15 protein-coding genes and 1 pseudogene are annotated in these 17,402 nt (G+C 44.5%); 10 read left to right on the forward strand and 6 right to left on the reverse strand.

The genetic code is table 11. The features are described from left to right. Positions 1-85: 85 nt before the first annotated feature. The 3 genes from K0C01_RS10795 to K0C01_RS10805 all read right to left on the reverse strand — a co-directional run bounded on the left by K0C01_RS10795 (position 86) and on the right by K0C01_RS10805 (position 3,919). Entirely contained in the window at positions 86-826 is a 741-nt protein-coding gene (locus tag K0C01_RS10795) for a bacteriorhodopsin (RefSeq protein WP_221169704.1), read from the reverse strand. Continuing rightward, the gene (locus tag K0C01_RS10800; protein ID WP_221169705.1) at positions 826-2,349 is read right to left on the reverse strand and encodes a methyl-accepting chemotaxis protein; all 1,524 of its coding nucleotides are present in this window, start codon (positions 2,347-2,349) and stop codon (positions 826-828) included. Before K0C01_RS10800 ends, K0C01_RS10795 begins: the two co-directional genes overlap by 1 nt. A gap of 121 nt (positions 2,350-2,470) precedes the next feature. Further along, a complete protein-coding gene (locus tag K0C01_RS10805; RefSeq protein WP_221169706.1) occupies positions 2,471-3,919 on the reverse strand; it encodes a PAS domain S-box protein in 1,449 nt (482 codons plus the stop codon). Between the two features lie 311 nt (positions 3,920-4,230). Between K0C01_RS10805 and K0C01_RS10810 the strand changes: the two genes are divergently transcribed. Then, positions 4,231-4,653 (forward strand): universal stress protein, encoded by a 423-nt coding sequence (locus tag K0C01_RS10810; RefSeq protein WP_221169707.1) that lies wholly within the window; start codon positions 4,231-4,233, stop codon positions 4,651-4,653. 226 nt (positions 4,654-4,879) lie between these two features. On the opposite strand, the gene K0C01_RS10815 is transcribed toward K0C01_RS10810, so the two are convergent. Then, complete coding sequence (locus K0C01_RS10815) at positions 4,880-5,620, reverse strand: DUF429 domain-containing protein (protein ID WP_221169708.1); 741 nt, start codon at positions 5,618-5,620, stop codon at positions 4,880-4,882. Positions 5,621-6,107: 487 nt separating this feature from the next. Between K0C01_RS10815 and rdfA the strand changes: the two genes are divergently transcribed. The 3 genes from rdfA (at position 6,108) to K0C01_RS10830 (ending at position 9,879) form a co-directional block, all read left to right on the forward strand. Beyond that, entirely contained in the window at positions 6,108-6,716 is a 609-nt protein-coding gene (gene rdfA / locus K0C01_RS10820) for a rod-determining factor RdfA (protein ID WP_221169709.1), read from the forward strand. Positions 6,717-6,842: 126 nt separating this feature from the next. Further along, positions 6,843-8,774 (forward strand): archaea-specific SMC-related protein, encoded by a 1,932-nt coding sequence (locus tag K0C01_RS10825; protein WP_221169710.1) that lies wholly within the window; start codon positions 6,843-6,845, stop codon positions 8,772-8,774. Between the two features lie 352 nt (positions 8,775-9,126). Further along, complete coding sequence (locus K0C01_RS10830; RefSeq protein WP_221169711.1) at positions 9,127-9,879, forward strand: IclR family transcriptional regulator; 753 nt, start codon at positions 9,127-9,129, stop codon at positions 9,877-9,879. Positions 9,880-9,882: 3 nt separating this feature from the next. Here the strand turns inward: K0C01_RS10830 and K0C01_RS10835 are convergent, their stop codons facing one another. Beyond that, positions 9,883-10,830 carry an HpcH/HpaI aldolase/citrate lyase family protein gene (locus K0C01_RS10835; RefSeq protein WP_221169712.1) on the reverse strand — a complete coding sequence of 316 codons (948 nt, stop codon included), beginning with the start codon at positions 10,828-10,830 and terminating at the stop codon, positions 9,883-9,885. Between the two features lie 73 nt (positions 10,831-10,903). Between K0C01_RS10835 and K0C01_RS10840 the strand changes: the two genes are divergently transcribed. Then, on the forward strand, positions 10,904-11,620 hold the full coding sequence (locus tag K0C01_RS10840; RefSeq protein ID WP_221169713.1) for a class I SAM-dependent methyltransferase: 717 nt from the start codon (positions 10,904-10,906) through the stop codon (positions 11,618-11,620). A 47-nt stretch (positions 11,621-11,667) separates the two neighbouring features. Here K0C01_RS10840 and K0C01_RS10845 read toward each other — a convergent pair whose 3' ends face one another. Further along, positions 11,668-12,834 (reverse strand): acyl-CoA dehydrogenase family protein, encoded by a 1,167-nt coding sequence (locus tag K0C01_RS10845; RefSeq protein ID WP_221169714.1) that lies wholly within the window; start codon positions 12,832-12,834, stop codon positions 11,668-11,670. Positions 12,835-13,013: 179 nt separating this feature from the next. Here K0C01_RS10845 and K0C01_RS10850 point away from each other — a divergent pair, with 179 nt between their 5' ends. The 5 genes and pseudogenes from K0C01_RS10850 to K0C01_RS10870 all read left to right on the forward strand — a co-directional run bounded on the left by K0C01_RS10850 (position 13,014) and on the right by K0C01_RS10870 (position 17,402). Continuing rightward, a complete protein-coding gene (locus tag K0C01_RS10850) occupies positions 13,014-13,235 on the forward strand; it encodes a twin-arginine translocation signal domain-containing protein (protein WP_221169715.1) in 222 nt (73 codons plus the stop codon). A 21-nt stretch (positions 13,236-13,256) separates the two neighbouring features. Continuing rightward, positions 13,257-14,585, forward strand: coding sequence for an IS4 family transposase (locus K0C01_RS10855; protein ID WP_221169716.1), 1,329 nt, complete (start codon positions 13,257-13,259; stop codon positions 14,583-14,585). A gap of 24 nt (positions 14,586-14,609) precedes the next feature. Next, positions 14,610-15,731 (forward strand): annotated as a pseudogene (locus tag K0C01_RS10860) (ABC transporter substrate-binding protein); the annotation flags it as partial. A gap of 3 nt (positions 15,732-15,734) precedes the next feature. After that, entirely contained in the window at positions 15,735-16,562 is an 828-nt protein-coding gene (locus tag K0C01_RS10865) for an ABC transporter ATP-binding protein (protein WP_221169717.1), read from the forward strand. A 3-nt stretch (positions 16,563-16,565) separates the two neighbouring features. Then, on the forward strand, positions 16,566-17,402 hold the full coding sequence (locus tag K0C01_RS10870; RefSeq protein WP_221169718.1) for an ABC transporter ATP-binding protein: 837 nt from the start codon (positions 16,566-16,568) through the stop codon (positions 17,400-17,402).

The following is a 17,402-nucleotide window of genomic DNA, read 5'->3' on the forward strand; positions in this document are numbered from 1 at the left end:
ATATCAATGAAAGCAAGTCGTATGTTGTTGTAGTTTTACTCCTGAGATAGTTAATACGCTTTGTCTGTGAGAATATTATAGCGATTTAGTCGTCTGCTGGCACCGATTGTTTACTCACTGGTTGAGTGGGCTGTTGTTGATCAACTGAGAAGATATCTTTACGTAAGTAGAAGAAAAGTACATATGGTACTTTGGCGATTGCATCAAGAAATGCATACATGAGACTTGCTCCAAGGAAGGACACATATCCTAATCCAGTTGGAGCAAGCATCCAAACAAGAGGATATGCTAACCAGAGCAGGCCAATGTGATGTTTTAGTAGCTGAAAAAATCCGGTTTCTCGCGGAGTATCTGGGTATTTAGGAAGAACCAGATACAGATAGAAGAACAAAATAACATGAAATCCTGCCGACACTGTAAAGAGTACCCACTGCAGTATTCCATCGGCCATCACGGCTCCCGCTCCAACAATAATCATCATAGCATCAGCGGTCATAATCTGCAAAATACGCTTTCTTGGTGCTTGCGCAACATATGCAACTAATCCAACGAGGATTGGGGTTGTCACCAGCCAGTCTACGTATCGCATACCAACGAGTGTCACCTCAGATGAGAGAATACTGATAGTCCCTAGATCAACTGTCCCAATTCCGAGCGCCATAATTAGATATGATATGCCTGCAAATGCTGGAATTATCACAAGCCCTGCTGCAGCAAGCTTATGCTTCTGATCTGCAGACTGATAAACAAAATACGCAATTAAGACCCCCGGGATGAATGCTATTGCGGTGAACAGATACGCTGCTTGTATGATCGGATCCACCATTATTTATCACCTCCTGCAACCATTGGCTGTGTGGGTTGTTCATTTGCTGTTTCAAGCTGCGCTGTATTTGCTGTTGTTTGTGACTCTGTTAATTCGGACTCAAGCGTAAACTGATCGACTGTGGTAAGTAATTGATCGACGGTTGACTGCTCAAACTTTTGTATCCGATCTGCGATTACCGTTACTGTTTTCTGTTGTTCCTCAAGTTGCGATACTGTCTCTGACGCGGTATCTGCTGTCTCCTCCCCAAGCGAAGCAACGCGTTCAACACCTTGTGCTGTTTGTTGTACTGTCGCAGCTTGATTTGATGTTGCGTCACGAATTTCCGCGATAGAAGTTGAAATCTCTTCGACCGATTCAGTGATCGTCTCAATGTCCTCTAGCGTTGATTCAACAGTTTCAGACTCACGCTCAACGCGCCGATCAGTTTCCTGTATTGACGCTGTGACCTCATCGATCTGCGTTTGCACAGTCTCAATTGTCTCTTCGATATCATTTGCCCGATCCTGTGTTCGCTCAGCCAGTTCTTTAATCTCATCTGCAACGACGCTAAATCCAGCTGTGTCTGCTTGTTCAGTTTGTGCTGAATTTCGGGCTGCTTCAATTGATGCGTTCAATGCCAGCATATTTGTTTGTTCTGCGATATCCGAGATCACATCAGCAATTCCTGTAATTTCATCCGCTTTCTCTGAAAGTTGTTCGACCTGATCTACGACCTCTTTGACATCCGTTCGAACGTTTTCCATTTCCTCAAGTGCCTGTTGCGAAGATGTTTGTGCATCTGCACTGGCAGCGGATGCACTTTGGCTTCTATCTGAAAGGTTCTCCACGGTCGCCGCTATCTCTTCAGCTGAAGCACTCACCTGTTCAATATCTTGTGAGATTGAAGACAATTCATCTTGCTGCTGTGTAGCTTGCGTCTGAATCTCGGTTGCTGCGTCAACCGCTTCATTCATTACCTGATTTGCTCGTTTACTCTGTTGTTGAATTGAATCAGTTTCATCTTGGATTGTTTCAACACTCGCAACAACTGTTTGAAGTGTATCCTCAAGATTATCCATCATCCTATTGAATGACGTTCCGATTCGCTGCAGGGCCTCATGCTCCTCGTTGACATCAACTCGCTGTGTTAGATCACCGTTTGCCCCTGCCTCCATCACTTGACTGTAATCCTGTGCAATCTCTTTGTATTCCTGTGCGACATTTTCATACTCTTGTGCTACTTCCTCGTATTCATTTTGTCGGCGAACCAGTGTTTTTCGCATTGTTTCAATAGAATCCGCTAGTTCACCAAACTCATCAACTCGCGTTGACTGAATGTCTGACTCAAAATCACCTTCTGCAATTTGCCTTGTTTGCTGATTTAATTCCTTGATTGAGCCGAGTGTTTCTGCCGCATTGAGTGATCCCAACGCAAGTAACCCAACTATACCAGCGACAATTGTTGCATTCGCTTCTCCAGTAGCGAGACCAACGATGAGTATAAATGATCCAACTGCAACATATCCCAGCCCAAGCTTCACTGCATATGAACTGCGAAGTTCCCGTAACATGGCCTACTTCTAGAATTGTCTGGATACTGAAATTGGTTTTGCAAACAGGGATGCTTTCCCCTACTCAAATAAATATAATATATTTTATCAATCAGTGGCTTATACAAGGTATTTCAATTTCTAATGTATCTGCATCAAGAGTATCTGGAACTTCAATATTACCCCCTATTGCAGTTGTCACGAGACATGCTTGCGCGATATCTAATCCCTCTTCGTGTCGGACAGCTGTTTCCCGGCCAAGTTCTATCAATGCCCGATCAGAGTCTGGTAAAAGAGCCTCGTCAGCTGAGATCGTGACCTCAACATAATGAGGGTTAACGTTAATATCAAGCATTACCGTGGCTACATCTGGCTGGCTGTCAATTCGTTGACCCAGTGCCCTGATGATCTGTTCGCTTTCCCGTGGAACTAAAGTTTCATACCTGTCTTCTGGTTCACTTAGGTGTGTCGTGATCTCTTTGTTACCGGTTACCTCTGTGAAGCTTTCTTCCAGCTCAAATACTGTAGTAGATGTCGACTGCTCCTGAGCGTTTTTGACGAGTTCTCGAGTTTCTCGTGCTTGTTCGCTCAATTCAATCAGCTCATTGACGCCTGCAATGATAGTTTCTGCCGCATCTCGAATCTGCCGCTGTTCGGCTACTTTCATTTCGGCTTTTTCCCGTTCAACTCTATCTATAAGCCATTCTGCAGATCCTTGTACAACATTGAGTTTGTTTCGGAGATTATGCCGAAGAACCCGGTGAAGAACATCGAGCATTCGATTCTGCCTTTTTTTCTCAGTAATGTCAATTGCTGAACCAACAATTCCTGTCAGGACCCCATCTACGTACACTGGCTGCACATATATTTCCACATGTAGAATAGCACCATCTTTTGAGCGATGTATGGTTTCATATCCGTTGATCGGGTTTCCTTCTAACACTCGATCTAGCTGCTTTGTTAGCTCTCCATGATCTGTGAATAACGGATATAGCTCTCCGGCGATTTCGTCTTCTGTATATCCATATGTTTCTTCAGCAGCTTGGTTCCACAATTCAACCGTTCCATCCAGATCAAGGACTGCTGCTGGCAACGGTACTGCATCTAGGAATGCTTCAAACCGGGATGAAAAACGCTTAAGTCTCTGTTCTCGCTTCACCTGCTGTTCGATTTTTCGGAATACTGCAAGAATAATTTCACCCGTCTCGGATTGTATTGATTGTACATTTATTTCGACAGGGACCTTTTCACCTTCAAATGTTTCAATATACAATGGTTGGCCGTCCTGTCTTCGACTAATCTGTTCCTGCTCAAATCCTGATTCAAGCCGACTCTTTATTTCTTCTGCACTATCTTTGGTACACGTCAAGAAGGGATCTGTCTCCTCAAGTTCTTCTGGGGAGCACGCAAATAACTCACCGGCTGCTTCGTTTGCCCGAATCGTCTCTTGATCCTCCAAGTCGATAACAAGGAGAGCATCGGGCACCATTTCGACAATCATATCAGACGAGATACCCTTTTGCGAAGGCTGACCATCAGCAGGGCCATCGGCTTTCGACATACGTTATTATCCAACACAATACATTTGATTGATATTAAACTGTTGGTATAATTTCGATATATGTGATATAAAAAAGGCTATAATAAATGCCGTCTGCCATTTTGTAAATATAATCTATTACAACACTTAACTGAAACCCTCATATGTATTTATTCAGGATTGTATTGAATATTTAATTTGACAGCTGATGTTGTTGACTGAGGAATTATTCTGTATGCACATGCTCATATCTAATAGCTTAAAACAACATATGTGTAATTTTTGTTTCATGATAGAATAGATTTATACTCATCAATGTTGAATAATATTGTATGTACGATAAAATATTGGTGCCAACAGACAACAGCGACCCGTCTCGACGAGCGATTGAGCACGCAGTTCACGCCGCTTCACAGTCTGGCTCAGAATTACATGGGCTTTTTGTCACCGATAGTGGAACTGTTGAGAATCTTGCAGGACGATATCCTCAACAGGAGGATGCATTAACTGCAATCGGCGAGGACGCACTTGAACACGTAAAGGCTGCTGGAGAAGATCATGGTGTGTCTGTTAAAACTGAGATTGTATCTGGTGTTGCTCATGAAGAGATCATCAATTACGCAGAAGAGAATGACATCGATGTTATTATTATGGGGACACATGGACGAAGGGGAATCGAGCGTGTTCTTATGGGATCAGTTACAGAACGTGTTATCAAAACTGCTGACATACCCGTCATGGTAATTGGAGATTAGTGTATTGATCAATGTCCTCGAAGTTGAACCATTGTATCGTCCTTGGCTGTCCTATGAATACATCCATATTCCTACTCCGACTCCACAGTAACTTGTTGAACTCAAAACGCTTGCCCAGTTTACCCACTAACCGTGAAATAAATTAGCTAATTAGTACAAAATTGGTGATAGTAAGGGGCATATCACCGGCACACTAAAAAATGATCTCTCACAGAAGATAATTTCATTACGATTCTGTGTACACAATCTGCATTGGTAATCCAGTCTTGTCCGTAGGTGGATCATCAGGTAGCGTACTAAGATTTTCTGTAGCAAGCTTCGCAGTCACAGCAAGAGCCAGTGCGTCTACCAGGTCATCACGGTTTGATTTTCCAATTCGTCTAGACCACTGTGGTAAACTGGTAATGTATCTATCAACAAAATTTTCGTAAATCGCTGTTGCAGATGTATAGTTATCTAGAATAGCTAGCCGCTGGTCAAAGCCGTCACCGTCAAGCTTTGATGATATCGAGATATTTGATCCACTGCTTAGTGCAGTGAAGCAGACTTCCGGATGTGACTCAAGAATGGTCTTCCTCGCCACCTTGCTGTCCCGTAATAGACAATCAACTTCCTGGATTCGCGGAAGGATGTGCCAGGTTTGACTCGAGATTTTATTCCCCCTACGCTTGTGGTTAATTTGCTTGGCTTCTTCGTATGTCATCGCGTTAAGTACATCCCGGCACGGCGTCCAGAAGACGCTACTTGCTCTATCTGTACCAATATACTCTTTTGCTTGCTGGTCACATACTCGTCGCTGACTCTCAGGAAGCCCAATTGGGATATCAATGAGTATGTTCTGTGCATGTCGATATGAAAACCAAACACTATGAATTGAAGGATGCATTTCAGCTTTCCAATCGCCGTCCTCGTGAACAACAGCTACCCATCCTTTTGAGGCCCAGTCAACACCAACGTAGGTACTCATATTGTACGTTATCAGTATTTATTCCTGAATAAGGCATTTCATTTCTACTGGCAGAACAAACTAGACACATGAGAGTTAAGTCTGGGGCGCTTCACTAAACATGAATCTCTCTGAGTAAATCCCAATAATGAATAAATGTCGAACTATGATCGTATTTTAATTCGAATATAATCCATATGTTTGGAATTAATATATGATATAAGCAATTTATGCGATTTACTAGTTATCTCTGAACTCTTCTGGAGTATTGGTTAAAATACTATTATTACTATCGATAAATATACTTTTACTACTCATATCCGGCGTTTTGAGCGCTTTTAATTCCCAAAAGACATTTTTTATTACCGCATAATATAGTTAGATATAATTAGTATTTTATAACAGTATTCAACGTCTTATCTTGTCCGAGATTGGTTGTCTGATTTCCACAATTTTTCCAGACATATGGTTGGAAAATCTTTTGTATTTGGTTTCTCTACCAAGATACATGAGTGATCGTTGTAAGGTCTGTAACGCGATAGAGAAGTATGGTCTATCTGGATTCGACGAGAAACTTATTAACAAGAGAACTGTTGAAGAAATGAGTCTTCGCGATCTAACTGACTACACAAATAAAGAGATACTCCGCGTCGGTCTCTCAGATTCAACTATTCAATCTACAGCGAATATCTATGGATCTCTTCCAGGAAATAACGCCGTTGAGACTATTTATCAGCTCTTACATGATAAAGACGGGACAGCAGACCAACGTGCCCGTATTCGAACACAGCTGCAACAAGAAGATATCGACATCGGTTCCATAGAATCTGACTGGGTAACCCATCCAACAATACGTAAACACCTTCAGGAGTGTCTTGATGTGGATACAAGCAGGACAGTTGAGATTACCATCTCGGATGGCGTCGATACCATTGAATGGGGACGAACAAGGTGTCGAGGTGTGGTAGACCAGACGATTCAGCGACTTATGTCTGCTGATAAACTGGATATCGATTCTCCTCGAGTTACTGTTGATATTCAAATCACATGTGAACAGTGTAATCGAACATACCGTCCTGATGAGCTACTCGAAAGCGGTACATGTGATTGTCAGTAACTATTAGATTGAGTGTTAAAATAGACAAATACTCCAAATCCGGCCTTAACGTTGTTTCCAGAATCTAGTCTTAACAGCGTTAGATATGTGTATATTTATATGCTTGCGTAATCAGACAGTAGGTGTATGGACAATCAAGAAGCACAAACGTCTAGTGCAGTATCTGGGCCCCTTTCCGTTGATGTTACAAATATTGGAGGGATAGATCAGTGCTCAATTATATTAAAACCGGGTGTAAACGTTTTAGTAGGTCGAAATGCAACAAATAGAACCAGTTTTCTTCATGCAGTTGCCAGCGGCCTTGGAGGAAATAAACCAAATCTAAAAAGTGATGCAACAGAGGGACTAGTAACACTAAAAGCAGATAATCAACAGTATGCCAGACAACAATACCGACGGAATGACACTATTCATGTTGAGGGCAATGGGTACACAACTAAATCATCATTAGTTGATTTGTTTGTTGCAACGCTAGAAGAGAACCCAGTTCGATCGGCGGCACGCCGGGGTGATAATCTTCGGGAAATTATTATGGATCCAATTGACACTGAACAGATTAACCGCAGAATCCGTGACCTTCGGCGTAATAAATCGGATCTAGAATCACAACAGCAAAAAGTGACCCAACGCCGAAGTCAGCTGCCGAAGCTGGAAGAGCGTCGTCAAAAACTCAAAAGCGAACTTGAGTCAATTGACCAGCAAATTGAATCCCATCGGACTGAACTGTCCGAGTACCAATCAGATTTGGATCAAACAGACAATACTGAACTTGTTAATCGACTAGAAAACCGCCGACAGCAACTAAATCAAGCAAAGGATCGTCTCGAAGTTTTAGAGGCTGAGCTAAAAGCATTAAACGAAAAAAGAGACTCATTACTTGAAGACGAAGAATCGCTTTCCGGGCGTTCACAGGGAGATCTTGATCAAGTGCAACGTGACTTGCGGTCCCTCCGCCAGAAGAAACGTGAGTTAGAAGGAACCATTTCGGACTTAACAACGATTGTTGATTTCAATGATAATTTAATTGAAGGAGAAACCGAACTTCCTGACGAAGTCCATCCTTCGGACACGACACTTGACCAACTGGCTCCAGAGGAAGATCGTCCAGTCTACTGCTGGACATGCGGGTCAGAGACAACAATTGGGTCAATAAAGAGTCAACTACAGTCGCTCCGCCAGATAGTACAGGAAAAAAGAGATGACCGCACCAGTATTGAACAACAAATAAATGAATTACAGGCTGAAGAGAAGGAAATTAGAAAGGCAATCGACAAACAGCAAAGCATCGAAAATAATATCGATCAGACAACGCGTAAAATTAGGGAAAAAGAAAACCAGGTAGACCAAACACGTGATCGAATTACAGCACTAAAGGATGAAGTCGCAACGCTTGAGAAACAGGTTGCAGATGTAGAAGCTGTTAATGAGGACGCTGCGCTTGAGATACATGAAAAAATTAGTGAACTTCAATATCAGCGAGGCCAGGTTGAAGAAAATCTCCAGCGCGTAGAAGAAGATATTAATGAAATTGAGGCCCTTCCGGATGAAGAAGAAATTCTGGACCAGATAGGCCAGATACAGGACCAATTAGAGGATGAACGAGCACGCATTCGGGATATCGAGAATGAAGTGGTTGAAGAATTTAACAACCATATGGATGTAATATTGGAGTTATTGGATTATCAAAATATTGAGCGCGTTTGGATCGAACGCCATGTAAGAGATGCAGAAGATACTTCATCCACATTTGAACTACATATTGTCAGAACAGACGCCTCTGGGGCTGGATACGAGGACTCCATCGAGAACCTAAGTGAAAGTGAACGGGAAGTTATCGGACTAATATTGGCTCTTGCTGGGTTCCTTGCGCATGAAGTCTACAAAGATGTCCCATTTATTCTTCTGGATTCGCTTGAAGCAATTGACGCTACGAGGATTACTAATCTTGTTGAGTACTTTGCAAAGTACACTGAATACCTAATTGTTGCACTGCTACCGGAAGACGCAGGTGATATTACAGGAGAAGCCAACTACATCTCAGCAGACAAATTATCGTAAACTGTTCTGATGTTAATCCCTGAAGCAAATCTTTGTATTTAGATTAGATCAACCATCCTAAACACAATCTGAAATGATTCATCTTGTCTGTTCGTCCACATTTCTATGACGCATGTTTATTTCGACTAGGTTCGCTGTTAGGAAAAGTTGAACATAATATTTGAACATTAGATATAGAATTCACTAATTCAAAATAAAAAGAGGCGTTTCAGGGAATATCAGTTATTTTCTGTGTATTTAGGTGACTATCCACTTTCTAATTCACTAATATTGAATGTTTTCTACGGATGAAACTAGATATGGTCCAATTGTGCCGATAAATATATACAAATCGCTCTGTCACGTAAACCAAATGCACTCAAATGACTCATCGCGGCAGATTCAGTCGGTCGCGACAGCGTTTGAAATCCTCTCTTTTGTCCAGAGGCAAGGCAGTGTTACACTTCAGAATGTATCTGATCGCTTTGATATTGCTAAAAGCACGGCTCATAATCACTTGAGTACTTTACATGCGATGGGATATGTTTCATCAGAGGGGAATACATACCGTCTGGGTCTCCGGCTTCTAACACATGGAATGGCTGCTAGAGAAGCTATCCAATCGAAAGAAATGATCAGGGATGTACTTGCAACAGTAGCATCCAGTATTGATTTTCCGGTCTGGTGGATTGTTGAGGATCACGGCCGTGGTATCTTCGTCGAGAAAATGGGAGATGCTGATGAAAGTTATGGACGCGTCGGAAAACGCTCGTATCTCCACACACATGCACCAGGAAAAGCAATCTTAGCTGAACTGTCTGAAAAGCAGGTGCAAAATATTATCGATATACATGGACTTCCGGTTCACACGGCACAGACAATTACAGATCCCGATGAATTGTACGGTGAGCTAAAGTCGATTCGGAAGCAAGGATATGCGCGTTCAAGCGATGAGGCAGCACTTGGAATTGAGTCACTTGGTGTAGCATTTTCAGGAGAATATAACCGAGTTCATGCAATTGGAGTCTTTGGATATTCGCACGGCTTTGGGGAGAAACAGCACAGCACTGCTATTGTTGACGAGTTAGTGCGTGCTAAACAGGAACTAACTGAGAAGCGCTCCTGACTATCAGCTTATTTGTTGCTCAACCGTTTCCATGTCCGGGATTTCCCGGTCAAGATCAAGCTCGTGTTCAAACATCGCAGCTCGCTGTAACTGTTGTTTAGCTGTTTTCATGGTGGCAGTATCGATCATATCACCATTGTACCGAACTGCGCTTTTCCCTTCAGAAATTGCAGCAGAAAGTGCCTGATACGCACCAATCCAATACTCAACTGTTTCCTCCTCAGGCAAAAAAATATCATTTGCGGGCTCCACATGAGACGGATGAATAATCGTATAGCCAGTATACCCTATCTCCCGTGCAAAGTTCATATCTTGCTGTAATCCATCGATATCATCGATGTCAACGTACGGACCTGATAGCGGATATTGGACGCCAGCGGCCTTAGCATCCATTAATACTTTTTCCCGAAGATGTAGTGTCTCAAGTCCTTCTCTTCCAGGGCCAGTCCATTCGAAGCCCAATGAACGAGCTGTGTCAGCCCCTTTTACTGCCCCGCACGCAATGGCGCCAATTCGATTCGATTCTTTACAGATTTCATATGTTTGCTTCATACCTTCGGCTGTTTCGATAAGCACAGCTAATTCTGTCGGAGAAAGGTTTTCTCGTCGCTCGATATGTTTCATTATTGTTTCTAAGCGTGCAATCTCATCAGGAGAGCTCACTTCAGGAACAAGTAGTGCTTCAACTTCGAGTGGTAGAACAGATTCAAGATCTGCTGTTACTTCTAGACTGCTTTCTGGCGTGCCGTTAATTCTGACAAATATGCGCTGGCCCTTATCTTGCAATGTGGGAATTGTATCCTCAAGCGTATCTCGTGCTTGCTGTTTTTCTGCTGGCGGTACAGCGTCTTCTAAATCAAGAATAATAGCATCTGACCCATGCTGATGCGCTGAACGAATCCATTCCTCTCTGTTACCAGGAACATATAGTGCTGATCGAATCGGCTGCATATTGATATACGATATTCTACAGAAAAATATAACTACGGGATTAAACATTGACATATTGTACAGCATTGACAACATGAAAGAAGCAATTGAGAGGAATTTTGATCTCAGTGTTGAGAAATATGTCCAATATGAGCAAACAGCGGGAGTGTTCCAGTCACTCGCAGACAAGCTTGTTCAAGAGGTGAGTGCTGCTTCTACCTCTGCCCCTGAGATAGTCATCGAACTCGGGGCTGGAACAGGGGCTGGAACAAACATCTTACTTGAGCAAGTTGGATGTCCTGTTGCAATAGACCTTAGTGAGAATATGCTTCAGTCAAATCCATCACCGATCCGGATACAAGGCGATTTTGAGCAACTTCCAATCGCAAATTCATCCACCGACTGGACTATATATACCGCCTCGTTGTTTCTCGCTGAACATCCGGATAAAGCAGCAGCAGAGGCTTGTCGTGTCCTCCGACCGTCAGGAGTAATTGGTGCAACTGCTCCAGTTGGATGGTACCGTAATGATCAACCGATATTTGCGAGCTTAGATGTCACATCCCAGTCGCCCAGCTCTGCGGAAGAAATTCATACCACCCTAAAAGAATATTTTGACTTGAGAACTGGTAATTTTGAAATTACTGTATCAGCGGAAAGTTTTCGTGATTTCTTCTCTATTCCAGCACTGGCTGCTCGATTATATCCCAGATTGCCTCCTGACGAACGTGTTAACAAAGCAAATAAAGTATTAGCTGACATTAATGGTCCAGTCAACCAACGCTGGAAATGGTTTGTGGGTAGGAAATAGACGAATACGAGTGCAGAAGTAGCTAACTAAGAAAAGACATACTGCAGTTAGTATGAACGGGGAAATCCAATCTGCTGGCTAATGTGATTGTATGCCATCTGTTGAGTCACTGGTGCAAGTCGGGCAAGATTGATCTCTCGCCACCACCGCTCGACATCGTACTCTTTGGCGAATCCCCATCCCCCAAACGCTTGCATTGACTGTTTAACGGCCTCAATTCCAGCTTCAATGGATGTTGCCTTAGCGACGTTTGTTTCGTAGCCACACTCCTTATCATTATCATATAGCCACGATGCCTTTCGCCGCATCAGTGATGCTGTTTCCATCCGTGCGTACGCTTTGGTTATTGGGAATGAAACTGCTTGATGCGTTCCAACGGGTGCATCGAATACCTCTCGTTCATTCGCATAATCAATTGCTTCACGAGCTGCCAATTTGCCGATTCCTGTCGCGGCGGCAGCGAATCCAATTCTTTCGGGGTTGATCATCTCTAAAAGAGGCTTCCAGCCTTGGTCTTTTTTACCGAGAATATTCTCTTCTGGCACTCGCACATCATTAAAAAACACTTCACAAGATTTTGAATAATTCATGGCATGCTTCGGTATAGGTGACACTTCGATGCCAGGACTATCCATATTAACAATGAATAGACTGATTCCGTCTGTTTTTCGATCTACATCTTCAATCGGAGTTGTCCGGGTGACAGCGATCATGTTATCAGCCCGATCAGAAAAAGTGATCCACGCTTTTTGTCCATTAATTACGTATTCGTCGCCGTCTTTCTCTGCGAACGTTTCAGTGTTTAGCGTGTTTGTTCCTGCTTCTGGTTCTGTGATGCCGATTGAAAAGTTTCGTTCGCCAAGCGCAATATCAGTAAGGTAGTTTCTTTTCTGTGCTTTTGTGCCGTACTCTTTAATGCCAACAGTAGCCATTCCAGCAGTCAGAACTAAATACCACGTCCCAGCCATTCCGCATCCTTCTGCGCAGAGTGTTTCCATCGCTGTTCCCATCTCTTGCATTCCCATACCAGCCCCTTCGTACTCGATTGGCACCATCAACCCGTGAAAACCAGCATCGCTAAGAGCATCCCAGAACTCTTCTGCAAACTCTTCGTTTTCTTCTTTTTCTCGCCAGTATTCCGGGCCATATTCATTCGCAATTTCTGTCGCTGTCGATTCGATCATAGAATGCTCTTCCGAACGGCTAAAATCCATGGTAATTCTAACCAAGAATGTGGGCTTGATGTATTAATAGTTTTTGAACAGCGATATCTCATGGTAATTGTTCAGTTTCACGTCCAAGAAAAAGAAGATTAATCCGAATTTTATTTCATTGAATCTAAAAGTACGGAAAGTTTTAAATATTCATAGCATATTTCTTGTCTTGAGATACCATGTCGAATGGTAACAGTAGATCTGAGACTTCTAGATATAACCGTCGATCCTTTCTAGCAGCTACAGGAACGGCTGCTGTTGGGGCGGGAGTATCGACTGCAGGTTGTATTGATGCTTTGACCAGCGAGGAGATTGAAGGGATCCTTATTCCGGGACTCATTCGTTCTAGTTTAGGCAGCGAACCAGCAGACGTGGCTACGGAAATCGCTGAAGCTACATGAGTAAGGAACCCGGTAGGAGATATGACCTACTCTCCACCGGATTCGGTAGTAGTTGAGCGAATCAAAAGAGCGTTTCCCTCCGATGAATTGCGCGACCGCGGTCGCGCAATGACAGAACGTGACCGAAAATTCGACTTCGTCGCACTGTTCTACACACTCTCGTTTGGATTTGCTGCTGGGTCAGATCGGTCTCTTCAGGCGTTTCTTGAACGCTACGTGGAGATGGCTGACTGTGATTCTCTCTCATATCCCTCCTTCTACGAGTGGTTCTCACCAGCGTTCGTTGCACTCCTTCGAGAGATCCTCGATGACGCTATCGAGGATCTCGACCCCGGCAGAAACGACTTGAGAGGGCGTCTCGAACACTTTCGAGACGTTCTCATCGTTGACGCAACATTCATCTCACTCTACCAAGACGCTAAAGATGTCTACAGAGCAACTGGTGATGACCAAGCTGGGCTGAAGTTACACTTGACCGAGTCGCTTTCGACCGGCCTTCCAACCCGGTTTCGAACCACCGATGGAGCGACCCATGAACGGAGTCAGCTACCCACCGGCGAGTGGGTAGCTGACGCCCTCATCCTGTTCGATCTCGGGTTCTACGATTTCTGGCTGTTCGACCGTATAGACGCCAATGACGGGTGGTTTGTCTCCCGCGTCAAGTCCAATGCTAACCCGAAGGTCGTCGAAGAGTTACGAACATGGCGGGGCAACAGTATCACGCTGGAAGGGAAGTCGCTGAAGGGCGTCCTCGACGACCTTCAGCGACAGGAGATCGACGTTCTCGTGGAATTGGAGTTCGACCGCAAACGTGGTTCTTCAGCCACTGCAACACGTCAGTTCAGATTGGTTGGGCTGCTCAACGAAGACGAAGACGAGTACCATCTCTACTTCACGAATCTACCGCGTAACGAGTACTCCGCGCCCGATATCGCGCAACTCTATCGGGCGCGGTGGGAAGTAGAGCTACTGTTCAAAGAGCTGAAATCGCGGTTTGGACTCGATGAGATCAACACGACTAAACCTTACATCATCGAGGCATTGGTGATCATGGCGGCGATTTCGCTGATGATCAGCCGCGAGATTGTCGATGAACTCCACAAGCTGGACGCGAAACGACGTGAGGCCGCGGACGCCGACGAGTCGGCGTCGCGGCTTCCTCCTCGTCGTGGTTCACTGGCGGTTGAGCGACATTCCCATCTGATTCAGTTGTACTTGATGCTTGAGCTGGGCTACGAACTGCCAGATCTGGACGAATTATTGTTGTGGGCGTCGCAGAATCCAAATCCACACAGGGAACGGTTACGCAGAGAGGTTGAATCGGGTGAGTTCGCCTTTGACCGCGACTAAACTAGAACGAATGTTCCGGGACTATACGATCTCAGTGGTGGAACCGCTGATGTCGGTGAACCAACGGCAATTGGTTCCCGAGATGCAATGAAGTGGATTAACGAAAACGGAGACCTAGAGAACAATTTAGATCACCGCTGGATTGATTATGAATACGAGGAATCTGAAGCTCAGGAACACTATGATGAATACATCGAGGATGATCCACCGGCAATCATCGGCTGGGGAACAGCTGACACCGAATTACTTGCCGGCGATGCTGCTGCCGATGAAGTTGTATACATCTCAGCATCATACAGTGATGAACTGCTTGATCCTGATACTGATTATAATTTCTTCACCAATCTGGACTACACAAGCAAAGCCCGTGCACACATCGATTGGATCGCAGACAATGATCCCGACGCCACAATTGCATTTATTCGAAATGGTACTGCTTTCGGTACTACCCCGGTAGCAGGGGGAGAAGCTTATGCTGAGGAGCAAGGTCTTGATGTCGCTGAAGAAGGAGGTATTGAGCTAGCACTTGATGCCAGCGACGCTGACACAGAAGTATCTAGTGCGGAGAATGCAGGCGTAGATTACCTTATTCACCAGAATACGGGGGCCCCAATGGAAGTACTAATGAACTCAGTTGATAGTCGAGGGTCAGATATTGATGTCATGGGCTTAACTTGGACAGTTGACGAGTATCGTGCTGCGCAGAACGACGATATATTTGAAGGTGTACGCTATGTGAACTCAAACATCTCCTTTACCGAAGCTAGAGAAGACGAGCCAGACGGGTGGGAAATTATTGAAGACTCATTCGAACGAGAGGATCGGGATATGGATGATCTGGAAGTTGCAAATATCAACTATGTTCGAGGAGTTACGCATACACTGCTACTCGCTGAAGCGATAAGCCTCGCAGAAGAAGATGATGACCTCGATCCGTATGATGGATCTGATGTCCGCGAAGCGATGCTTATGCTCGATGATTTTGATGCTTGGGGCTTACTTGTTGACACGGTGGACTTCCAGGATGATGACCGTCGCCCAACGATGACCGGCCGAATGTACGTTGTCGAGGACGGAGATCTCAACCCAGAAGAGGACATCGAGTTATCACGAGACGAAGGATGGATACCACCATTTGATTTCTAAATTATGAGCAAAGCACGAAGACGAGATACACATGAAACTCCGGTTGTTGAGCTTGACAATGCTGAGATTGTCTATGATCGGCACTTCCTTGCTGTCCAAGGAGTGTCGATGAAAGCCCATGAAGGGGAGATTGTTGCACTGCTCGGACCAAATGGAGCAGGGAAGTCGACCATTTTGAAGATGATCTCAGGGATAGGACGCACAGAACGAGGCGAAGTGACAAGAGGGTCAATTCATTATGAAGGCGATGACATTACTAATGCAAAAACCAAGGACATGGTCGACCGGGGAGTAACGCATATTTTAGAGGGACGCCGTGTGTTTCCGGACCTAACCGTGGAAGAAAACCTGCGCTGTGGCCTCTACCGAGAAGGAAGGCGGCTCCGTTACGATGAGTCCGATTATGAACTTGCATTTGAATACTTCCCACAACTTGAGGACCTATTGGATGTGAACGCTGGATACACAAGTGGTGGTGAGCAGCAGATGTTGGTTATTGCTCGAGCATTAATTCACCGTCCCAAGTTATTGCTGCTTGATGAACCGTCGCTTGGACTTGCACCACAGCTTGTCCAAGATATCTTCGAGACGATGCGAGAGATTAACCGCAAGGAAGATATCACGATGATTGTTGCAGATCAGAATGCCAAACGAACACTTGAAATTGCTGATTACGGCTATGTTCTTGAGAATGGACAAATTGAGTTGCATGATCCTGCTGACGAGCTAGCAGAACGCGAAGAGATCAAAGAGTTCTACCTTGGAGCAACAAGCGACGAAAGCAGGTACTCGGATGTTAGACATTACAAGATTCGAAAGCGATACAACTGAATTATGTCGATGGCAAAAAAAGACCCCGATCTACGATCCGGGCCGCATGTTAAGCCTGAAGAGGCTGCTCTGGGTTGCCGAAATGTGACAAAAACATTCGGAGCAATTACTGCAGTCGATGATGTCTCAATTGGAATCGAACAAGGTGAGTGGATTTCAATTGTTGGTCCGAATGGTGCTGGAAAGACGACGCTACTGAATATTCTCAATGGCTTCTATGAGCCCGACAAAGAAAACAATGAGCAAGATGGACGTGTGTTCCTCAAAGGAGAAGATGTCACTGATGATGCTGCATACAAACGAGCAAGAAATGGACTCGGGCGTACGTTTCAAGGCCTTGAGCTATATGAAGAAGAAGATGTTCTTGAAAATATTATGACGATACAGTCGGTGAAACAACGTCCCAGCCTCCTCTCTTCGGTTGCTTACTTCGGATTAGGGAGATCTACCGAAGCAGATAATATGCGCCGCGTTGAGGAGATTATCGACTATTTGGAACTATGGGAATACAGACATAGCAAGGTTGCGAGCTTGCCTCTTGGTATTCAACGACGAGTGGACTTAGCTCGGACGTTGGCACTGGACCCAGATGTAATGCTCCTTGACGAGGCAATGAGTGGTCTTACGTTTGATGAAAAATATGATATGTACCGGTTCTTAGCTGACCTACATGAAGAAGAAGACATTACTCTGGTCATGATTGAACACGACCTTGAGGTTGTAACAGACGTATCGGAACGTATGATTGTACTGGACCAAGGAGGGGTCGTTGCACGGGGAGAGCCTGAGCGTGTCGTCAACGATCCAGAAGTTCAGACAATCTACACGGGGGTCGATTGA

It is taken from the genome of Salinarchaeum sp. IM2453 (assembly GCF_019693215.1).
Lineage (GTDB): Archaea > Halobacteriota > Halobacteria > Halobacteriales > Salinarchaeaceae > IM2453.

Bases quoted from the DNA above. Each gene is read 5' to 3' on its own strand.
- K0C01_RS10795 (WP_221169704.1), bottom strand. From the start codon at position 826: ATGGTGGATCCGATCATACAAGCAGCGTATCTGTTCACCGCAATAGCA.
- K0C01_RS10805 (WP_221169706.1), bottom strand. From the start codon at position 3,919: ATGTCGAAAGCCGATGGCCCTGCTGATGGTCAGCCTTCGCAAAAGGGT.
- K0C01_RS10810 (WP_221169707.1), top strand. From the start codon at position 4,231: ATGTACGATAAAATATTGGTGCCAACAGACAACAGCGACCCGTCTCGA.
- K0C01_RS10815 (WP_221169708.1), bottom strand. From the start codon at position 5,620: ATGAGTACCTACGTTGGTGTTGACTGGGCCTCAAAAGGATGGGTAGCT.
- rdfA (WP_221169709.1), top strand. From the start codon at position 6,108: ATGAGTGATCGTTGTAAGGTCTGTAACGCGATAGAGAAGTATGGTCTA.
- K0C01_RS10825 (WP_221169710.1), top strand. From the start codon at position 6,843: ATGGACAATCAAGAAGCACAAACGTCTAGTGCAGTATCTGGGCCCCTT.
- K0C01_RS10830 (WP_221169711.1), top strand. From the start codon at position 9,127: ATGCACTCAAATGACTCATCGCGGCAGATTCAGTCGGTCGCGACAGCG.
- K0C01_RS10835 (WP_221169712.1), bottom strand. From the start codon at position 10,830: ATGCAGCCGATTCGATCAGCACTATATGTTCCTGGTAACAGAGAGGAA.
- K0C01_RS10840 (WP_221169713.1), top strand. From the start codon at position 10,904: ATGAAAGAAGCAATTGAGAGGAATTTTGATCTCAGTGTTGAGAAATAT.
- K0C01_RS10845 (WP_221169714.1), bottom strand. From the start codon at position 12,834: ATGGATTTTAGCCGTTCGGAAGAGCATTCTATGATCGAATCGACAGCG.
- K0C01_RS10850 (WP_221169715.1), top strand. From the start codon at position 13,014: ATGTCGAATGGTAACAGTAGATCTGAGACTTCTAGATATAACCGTCGA.
- K0C01_RS10855 (WP_221169716.1), top strand. From the start codon at position 13,257: ATGACCTACTCTCCACCGGATTCGGTAGTAGTTGAGCGAATCAAAAGA.
- K0C01_RS10865 (WP_221169717.1), top strand. From the start codon at position 15,735: ATGAGCAAAGCACGAAGACGAGATACACATGAAACTCCGGTTGTTGAG.
- K0C01_RS10870 (WP_221169718.1), top strand. From the start codon at position 16,566: ATGTCGATGGCAAAAAAAGACCCCGATCTACGATCCGGGCCGCATGTT.